This window comes from Nereida sp. MMG025, assembly GCF_021654165.1.
Lineage (GTDB): Bacteria > Pseudomonadota > Alphaproteobacteria > Rhodobacterales > Rhodobacteraceae > Nereida.
In genome coordinates this window covers 620,737-628,545 of the sequence record NZ_JAKFZN010000002.1, presented here as the reverse complement: position 1 = coordinate 628,545, position 7,809 = coordinate 620,737, and the positions used below count along the sequence as shown (strand labels likewise).

At 59.4% G+C, this 7,809-nt stretch carries 8 protein-coding genes and 1 pseudogene; 1 reads left to right on the top strand and 8 read right to left on the bottom strand.

Annotated elements, in window-relative coordinates; genetic code table 11:
- Positions 1–110: 110 nt before the first annotated feature.
- From L1065_RS09225 to def (L1065_RS09215), 3 genes and pseudogenes are all read right to left on the bottom strand, one after another.
- Positions 111–458: pseudogene (locus L1065_RS09225) on the bottom strand (methionyl-tRNA formyltransferase); the annotation flags it as partial.
- A gap of 3 nt (positions 459–461) precedes the next feature.
- Positions 462–962 carry a peptide deformylase gene (gene def, locus L1065_RS09220; protein WP_237095167.1) on the bottom strand — a complete coding sequence of 167 codons (501 nt, stop codon included), beginning with the start codon at positions 960–962 and terminating at the stop codon, positions 462–464.
- Complete coding sequence (gene def, locus L1065_RS09215; protein ID WP_237095166.1) at positions 962–1,483, bottom strand: peptide deformylase; 522 nt, start codon at positions 1,481–1,483, stop codon at positions 962–964. The genes def (L1065_RS09220) and def (L1065_RS09215) overlap by 1 nt, the downstream gene beginning before the upstream one ends.
- An 82-nt stretch (positions 1,484–1,565) precedes the next feature.
- Here def (L1065_RS09215) and L1065_RS09210 point away from each other — a divergent pair, with 82 nt between their 5' ends.
- Positions 1,566–2,744: a MalY/PatB family protein gene (locus L1065_RS09210; protein ID WP_237095165.1), complete on the top strand. Its 1,179-nt coding sequence runs from the start codon at positions 1,566–1,568 to the stop codon at positions 2,742–2,744.
- Positions 2,745–2,795: 51 nt separating this feature from the next.
- Here the strand turns inward: L1065_RS09210 and L1065_RS09205 are convergent, their stop codons facing one another.
- The 5 genes from L1065_RS09205 to cbiE all read right to left on the bottom strand — a co-directional run bounded on the left by L1065_RS09205 (position 2,796) and on the right by cbiE (position 7,796).
- The gene (locus L1065_RS09205; protein ID WP_237095164.1) at positions 2,796–3,257 is read right to left on the bottom strand and encodes a PRC-barrel domain-containing protein; all 462 of its coding nucleotides are present in this window, start codon (positions 3,255–3,257) and stop codon (positions 2,796–2,798) included.
- Positions 3,258–3,320: 63 nt separating this feature from the next.
- A complete protein-coding gene (gene cobM / locus L1065_RS09200) occupies positions 3,321–4,091 on the bottom strand; it encodes a precorrin-4 C(11)-methyltransferase (protein ID WP_237095163.1) in 771 nt (256 codons plus the stop codon).
- Complete coding sequence (gene cobJ, locus L1065_RS09195) at positions 4,088–5,905, bottom strand: precorrin-3B C(17)-methyltransferase (RefSeq protein ID WP_237095162.1); 1,818 nt, start codon at positions 5,903–5,905, stop codon at positions 4,088–4,090. Before cobJ ends, cobM begins: the two co-directional genes overlap by 4 nt.
- A complete protein-coding gene (gene cobI, locus L1065_RS09190; RefSeq protein ID WP_237095195.1) occupies positions 5,896–6,597 on the bottom strand; it encodes a precorrin-2 C(20)-methyltransferase in 702 nt (233 codons plus the stop codon). Before cobI ends, cobJ begins: the two co-directional genes overlap by 10 nt.
- Complete coding sequence (cbiE, locus tag L1065_RS09185; protein ID WP_237095161.1) at positions 6,594–7,796, bottom strand: precorrin-6y C5,15-methyltransferase (decarboxylating) subunit CbiE; 1,203 nt, start codon at positions 7,794–7,796, stop codon at positions 6,594–6,596. The genes cobI and cbiE overlap by 4 nt, the downstream gene beginning before the upstream one ends.
- Between the last annotated feature and the right edge of the window lie 13 nt (positions 7,797–7,809).

Here is a 7,809-nt window from a genome sequence, read left to right as displayed (position 1 = left end):
TTTTTTTTTTTTTTTTTTTTTTATTTTTTTTTTTTTTTTTTTTTTTTTTTTTTTTTTTTTTTTTTTTTTTTTTTGGGGGGGGGGGGGGGGGGGGGGGGGGCCCCCCCCCCCCCCCCCCAACGGGGCAGCAGGCTGGCGTGAATATTCAGGCAGCCGTGCGTCGGTGCATCGAGGATCGGTTGGGGCAGGATCAGACCGTATGCCACGACGACAGCGATGTCGGCGTTCAAGGCGTCGAAGTCGGCTTGTGCCTCTTGGGTGCGCAGCGATTTCGGGTGACGCACGTCCAACCCCAACGCATCCGCGGCCTGGTGCACTGGCGTGGGGCGGTCTTTCTTGCCGCGGCCTGCGGGGCGGGGCGGCTGGCAGTAAACGGCTGCAATCTCGTGCCCCGCCTCTTTCAGCGCATGCAGCACGGGAACGGAAAAATCGGGCGTGCCCATAAAAACGATCCGCATGATCTAGCCCCGCGCTTTCAGCGACTTTTTGATAAGCATATCGCGTTTCACCTTGGACAGATGCGTGATGTAGAGCTTACCGTTCAAGTGGTCGATCTGGTGCTGAACCGACGTGGCCCAGATATCGACAAAGTCGCGTTCCTCTGGCGCGCCATCGCGGTTCAGGAAGGCCACTGTCACCGCACGGGGGCGGTCAATCGCAGCACTGACATGGGGCAGATTGGGACTGGCTTCTTCGTGGGTGCGCAATTTGGCGCTGGCGTGCAGGATACGCGGGTTGGCCATGCAGATCGCCTGACCCCGCGCGTCGGAACAATCCACAACGGCAAGGCGTTGCATCACACCGATTTGCGGCGCGGCCAGGCCGACACCGGGCATCGCGTCCATCGTTTCGATCATATCATCCCATATCGTGCGGGTCTCATCGGTGACTTGCGGCAAATCTTCGACCACAGTGCGAAGCCGCGTGTCAGGCCACATCACAAAGGGCCGCACATTTGCCATCAGGCGCGCGCCCGTTCGCGTTTGAGCTTTTGCATTTTGCGCGTGATCATCTGGCGTTTGAGCGGGCCGATGTAGTCGATGAACAGCTTGCCATCCAGATGGTCGATCTCGTGCTGCACGCAGGTGGCCCAAAGCCCGTCGAATTCTTCTTCCTGCATCGCCCCATCAAGGTCCATCCAACGCACGGTGACCACGGCGGGGCGTTTCACCTCGGCGTATTGTTCGGGGATCGACAAACAGCCCTCTTCGTAGGTGCCAAGCTCTTCGCTGGCCGCAATCACTTCGGGGTTCAAAAGGACCATCGGGCGCGGATCCTCGCCTTCTTCCTTCACGCAATCCATGACCAAAATGCGTTGCAACACGCCCACTTGGTTCGCGGCCAACCCGATGCCCGGCGCGTCATACATGGTTTCCAGCATGTCGTCTGCCAATGTGCGCAGCTTGTCGGTGACCTCGGTCACAGGCTCGGCCATTTTTTTCAGCCGTGGGTCGGGGTGGATCAGGATCGGTAAAATGCTCATGCCGTCCACATAATCGCTTCGCCGCTCCCTTGCAATCACAAGGCCATGGGGTAACGTCGGGCCAACAAACAGGAGAGACCCCATGAGCTTTGATAAAGTGATTGATCGCCGCGGCACGCATTGTGTGAAATGGGACGCGATGGAAACGCTCTATGGGGTGTCACCTGATGAAGGCATTGCGATGTGGGTCGCGGATATGGAGTTCCAGCCACCCGCCTGTGTCCAAGACGCCGTACAGGCGATGCATGACCATGGGATCTATGGCTATTTCGGCGATGACAGCAAATATCTGGGCGCGATCCAATGGTGGATGGACAATCGCCATGGCTGGAAAATTGATCCGTCATGGGTGTTCACGACACATGGGTTGGTGAATGGCACGGCGATGTGTCTGGATGCGTTCACCCAAGAAGGCGACGGGATCGTGCTGTTCACCCCTGTCTATCATGCCTTTGCCAAGGTGATTAACGCCAGCAATCGCCATGTTGTCTCAATGGAGATGGTAAACAATGCAGGCCGCTATGAACTTGATTTCGACGCCTATGATGCGGCGATGACGGGATCCGAGACAATGGTCATCCTGTGTTCGCCGCACAACCCCGGCGGGCGCGTCTGGACCCATGAAGAACTGGTCGGCGTGGCAGAGTTTGCCAAACGGCACGACCTGACCTTGGTGAGCGACGAGATTCACCATGACCTGACGCTGAACGGCGCGAAACACATCCCGATGAGCCATATCGCCCATGAGACCGACACGGTGGACCGTTTGGTGATGATGACGGCCACGACAAAGACCTTCAACATCGCGGGGTCCCATTCGGGCAACGTGATTATCGAGGACCCTGATCTGCGCAAACGCTTTGGTGCGCGCATGATGGCCTTGGGGCTGTCGCCCAATTCGTTCGGGTTGTTCATGGCCACGGCCGCCTATTCGCCTGACGGTGCGGCGTGGGTCGATCAACTGACCGAGTATCTGGGGGAAAACGCGCGGGTGTTTGACGAAGGGATCAACGCGATCCCCGGGCTGGCCAGTATGAAGTTGGAAAGCACCTATCTGGCGTGGGTCGATTTTTCGGGAACGGGCATGGCGATGGAGGACTTCACCCGCCGCACCCAAGAGGACGCGAAGATCGCCGTGAACCACGGGCCGACATTTGGGGTGGGCGGCGATGATTTCTTGCGGTTCAACATCGCGGCACCGCGCTCGGTTGTTGAGGACGCCGTGGCGCGGATGCAAGCGGCGTTCGGGGATTTGCAGTAGCAAAAAAGGGCCGCCAGATGGCGACCCTTTGGTCAATTCAAAGCTGCTGGATTAGTTCCAGAATCCTTCGTCCACGCTGTCCATTTCCTCCAGCTGTTCTTCGCTGAAGTATGTGACATAGGCGTAGGTTTCATCGTCGACGGGGACCAGTTTCACGTCATCGAGTGAAATCAGCACATGTTTGTCACCGATGTCCAGAAAGCCACCGACCTCGGCGACGATACCTGTCATCTGGCCATCTTTGGACAACACGATGTCCTCAATCTCGCCAATCTCGTTCCATTCGGGGTTAAATTCGGCGATGTCGTCACCGTCAAACCACGCATCGGGCTGCACCACTTCCATGGCGTAAATACTGCCACCTGTGATGTCGCGTGTGCGGATCAGTGCATCGGGATCAACGCTCATCTGGGCAGAGTTTTCCCCTGTCAGGCTCATATTGCTTGGCGTGTCAGCGATAGCTGCCGTTGCGGTCAGGCCCAGTGCGATTGCGGTTGTTGTCAGAAATTTCATATTAACCTCCTGTTTTTCATGTGTCTGATGAATCAACACAAAAACGAGGCGATAGTTCCTGATTTAATCTACGAAAGTTTTGGGCCGCAGCACATGGGGCATCGCGGGGTCGTAGAGCGCGCTGTCCTTAAAGTCTTTCACCTCGCCCAGGACAGGGCCGACCATGATTAGCGCGGTGCGGGTGATCTTGGCATCGCGCACCTTGGCGCGGATGTCTGACAGCGTGCCACGGATGAACAACTGGTCAGGCCAACTGGCGCGGTAGGCCACGACCACGGGGCAATCTTCACCGTAGTGCGGGATCAGCACGCGTTCGATCTCGCGCAGGTTGCGGATGGCCAGATGGATGGCCAGCGTGGTGCCCGTGCGGGCAAAGTTTTCTAGGGTTTCACCTGCGGGCATCGAGGTCGATTTCATCGACATACGCGTCAGCACGATGGACTGGCCGATCTCGGGCACCGTCAGTTCCTGACCCAAGGCGGCCGCAGCGGCGGCATAGGCAGGCACACCCGGGATGATCTCATACTCAATCCCGTCGCGACGCAGCAGGCGGATTTGTTCGGCGATGGCACCATAAAGCGACGGATCGCCCGAATGAACGCGGGCCACGTCTTGCCCCTTGTCATGGGCCGCCAGTATTTCGGCGTGGGTGTCCTCCAGCGTCATAGGGGCCGTGTCCATCACGCGCGCATCTGCGGGGGCGCAGCCCACCACTTCGGCCGGCACCAACGAACCTGCATAGAGGCAGACAGGGCAACGCCCAATGGTCTTTTGCGCCTTGAGCGTCAACAGCTCTGGGTCGCCCGGACCTGCACCGATGAAATAGACTGTCATGCGAGATCTCCGTCAATTTTGCGGGCATATCCGCGGGGGGTATACATGCGCGGGCCTGTCCCGAGCTGCGCCAATTTGGAATGGCTGGAGCCGACCAGAACAACCGTCAGCATATCCACTTCGTCAACTTCGAGATCAGCGAGATTGCGATAGCGAATGTGCTCTTCAGGCCGCCCCAAAGAAGAGGCCAGCATCACAGGTGTATCGGCGGGGCGATGCTGCAACAGGATGTCGCGCGCTTCGGCCAACAACGTGCGGCGGCGCATCGACACGGGGTTGTAAAACGCGATCACAAAGTCCCCCTGCGCAGCGGCTTGCAGGCGTTTGACGATGTCTTCACGCGGGGTCAGCAAATCCGACAGGCTGATGGCGCAGAAATCATGCCCAAGCGGGGCACCAGCGCGCGCAGCAGCCCCTTGCAACGCCGACACGCCGGGCGAGCACACAACATCCACGCGGCGCGCAGCATCACTCACACCCATCTGATCAGGGCCGCGATCCAGCAATTCAAACACCAGCGCGCCCATCGCGTAGATGCCCGCATCGCCTGAACAAACCAGTGCGACGTTCTTGCCTTTTCCTGCCTGTTCAAGGGCATAGCGGCAGCGGTCTTCTTCGCCCCCCAAGGGGAAATCAGAGCGTTCCTTGCCAACCGCAAGTGGGCCAAGCAGATCGATGTAGAGGCCATAGCCCACAAGCTCTTGGGCTTCTGACACCAGCTTGCTGACCTCGGGCGTGCGCCATGTGGCTTGGCCGGGACCGATGCCAACAATCGAAAGACGGCCACGGCTGCGACCACGCAATTCGATGAGCGGCGCAGGCGCTGTCGCAATCGCGCAGGTGGCGTTCGCGGTTTTGCGTTTGGCCACATGCAGGCTTGCTGCATCACCCGCCTGCGCAAGGGCTGCGGCCTCGGACACGCCGTGAGTGCCCACTTCGGCAAAGACCACGTCTGACGGGGTTTGCAAACGGGGGGTTTCGGCCTCCAAAACCTGCGCATCAAACACGCGCATGGGCACGCCAAAGGTGTTGGCCAAGGCAATGATCGCGGGTTCGTCGGCCTTTAACGTCAGGGTGTTCACCGACGCGATGGCGTGCGGAATGATACGGGCCTCGGCCATGCTGTTTGCGACCAGTTCCGACAGTTCATCTGCAGGACAGTTGCGCGCGCAACCCACGCCAAGGGCAAAGCGTTGCGGCGCAAATTGCAGATGATCTGGCCCAAGATCAGACTGCGGCGCGGCGGAACAGGTAATGCGCAGCCCGTCGCCTTGGGGCAACCCCTGCAGCCATGTCGCATCATGCGCATCCGCGCCCAGAAACGTTGCGCCCGCGCCTGACAGCAAAATGGCCATCGCTTCTTTCGCATCATGGGGGTTCACCAAACGCCACCCTTCGGGTGGCTCATCCAGCGCGACGCCTAATGATACATCACCCGCGGTTGTGATTGCCGCGGTTGCATCAAGCGCGTTCGAAATTTGCGCGGCCAGCCGGTTTGCCCCGCGGTGCCCCCCCAAAAGCGGCACCACGACAGACCCGTCGTCAGACACCGAAATCACGGGCGGCTCGGTCGTTTTGTCGGCCAATAGGGGGGCGACCCCACGAATAAGGATTCCGCTGGCGCAAACGCCCACAATCGGGCGGCCTGCCGCAAAAAGATCACGCGCGTGATCCAGCGCATTTGCAAAGAAGGCATCGGCCTTTTGCACGCGATTTTCGCGGCCATGCACATGCGCGCCGATAACGGCGGCGATACGGTGCGCGGTGGCTTCGCCAGACGCCGACAGCGCCAGAACAACGGGGGTCAGAGCCATGGATCGGCTCCTTTCGTGATAAGGATCATAGAGAAATAGGGTGCTTTTTCAGGGGCTTGCGCCAGTGGCATGGTCACTTGGGCAGCAAGCGTGGCGCGTTCGATATAGATGGCTTGGTCCAACAAACCGAGCCGCGTGATGACGTCTCGCAGTTTGGACAGATGGCGCCCGACCTTCATGATACACAGGCTATCAGCATCCTTCATCCGCGCCTCCAGCGCGTCTTCGGCAAGCGGCCCGGGGATGATGGTCAGCACTTCGTTGCGGGCAGCGAGCGGCGTTCCTGTGACAGCGGCAGAGGCGGTCATCGAGGTCACGCCCGGCACAATCTGGCAGTCGTAGTCTGCCGACAAACGCGCAAACAAATACATGAATGAGCCATAGAAAAACGGATCGCCTTCACACAGGCACACCACGTTTTCGCCCGCATCGAGGGCGGCGCGAATTTCTGCGGCCCCTGCGTCGTAAGCGTCTTGGGCGGGCTGACGGGCGACTGTCATGGGCACGTCCATCACAATCTCGCGGGCATCATCCGGAATGGCCTGCGCCGCGATAGAGCGGGCGAAACTTTCGGCCCCTGCCAGCGTCGGATATGCAATCACTTTGGTTGTGCGGATCAACCGATCAGCCTTGAGCGTCATCAATTCGGGGTCGCCCGGGCCAAGGCCCACGCCATAGAGGATGCCTTTCATCTTTTGATCAGGCTCCATTGCGTGACGGGCATGGCGGGGCGCCAGCCTTTGTAGGGTCCAATCGGTTCTGCGCGGTGGACCTGTAGTTTTACAAGCTGGCCGCCGTGTTTTTCGTGCAGGTGGATCAGCAAGGCTTCGCTGTCGAGCGTGACCGCATTGGCAACCAAACGCCCCAAGGGACGCAGGGCGGACCATGCCGCATCAAAGGTTTCCTCTGACAGACCGCCACCGATGAACACCGCGTCAGGGGCCTCTAAGCCGTTCAAAGCATTGGGTGTTTCGCCCTCGATCAGCTCCAGTTTCGGCGCGCCCAAGGCCAGCGCATTCGCGGCGGCGAGGGCGCGGCGGTCGGCGCGGGGCTCGATGCCGATGGCGCGGGTGTAGCGGGCGGCGCGCATCCATTCGACGGCGACAGAGCCGCAGCCCGTGCCGATATCCCACAGCAAAGCGCCGCGCATGGGCATCAATTTGGCCACTGTGACGGCGCGGATCTCTTGCTTGGTCATGGTACCATCGTGCTGAAACAGGTCGTCCGACAGCCCCGGAACACGCGGCAAAAGCGCAGCATCTGGGGCCGCGATACATTCAACACACAAGGTATTGAAGGCAGGCACCTGATGGGACCAGGTGGCGGCGGTGCCGTCGAAGCGCTCTTCGCGGTCACCGCCCATGGCGGCGAGGACGGTCATTTTGGACGCGCCGAAACCGCGATCGGCAAGAAATTTGGCGATCTGGGCAGGCGTTTCGGCCCCTGTGGTCAACACGATAAGCCGTTGATCTGGCTGAATAAAAGCGACCATTTGTTCGACAGGGCGACCGTGAACGGTGAGCGTTTCAACGTCTGCAAGCGACCAGCCCATACGGGCCGCTGCAAGTTGGAACGCCGAGAGCTGAGGGTGATATACAATCTGGCTGGAATCTATCGCGCGACCGATCCGCGCGCCCACCGAAAACCAGAGCGGATCGCCCGTCGCAAGCACCACAACCCTTTGATTTTTATAGCTTTCCAGCGTTTCAATCAGGGCATCAAAGGGCGATGGCCATGATACGCGTTGCGCAGAAATATTGGGCGCGAGCGTGTGGTGACGGTCGCCACCGATGATGATTTCGGCGGCTTCTACCACGGCGCGGGTGGCAGGTGTTAACCCATCAAAACCGTCTTCGCCGAATCCTACAATATGTAGCCATGGTGCGTTCATCTTGTGGTTCCTG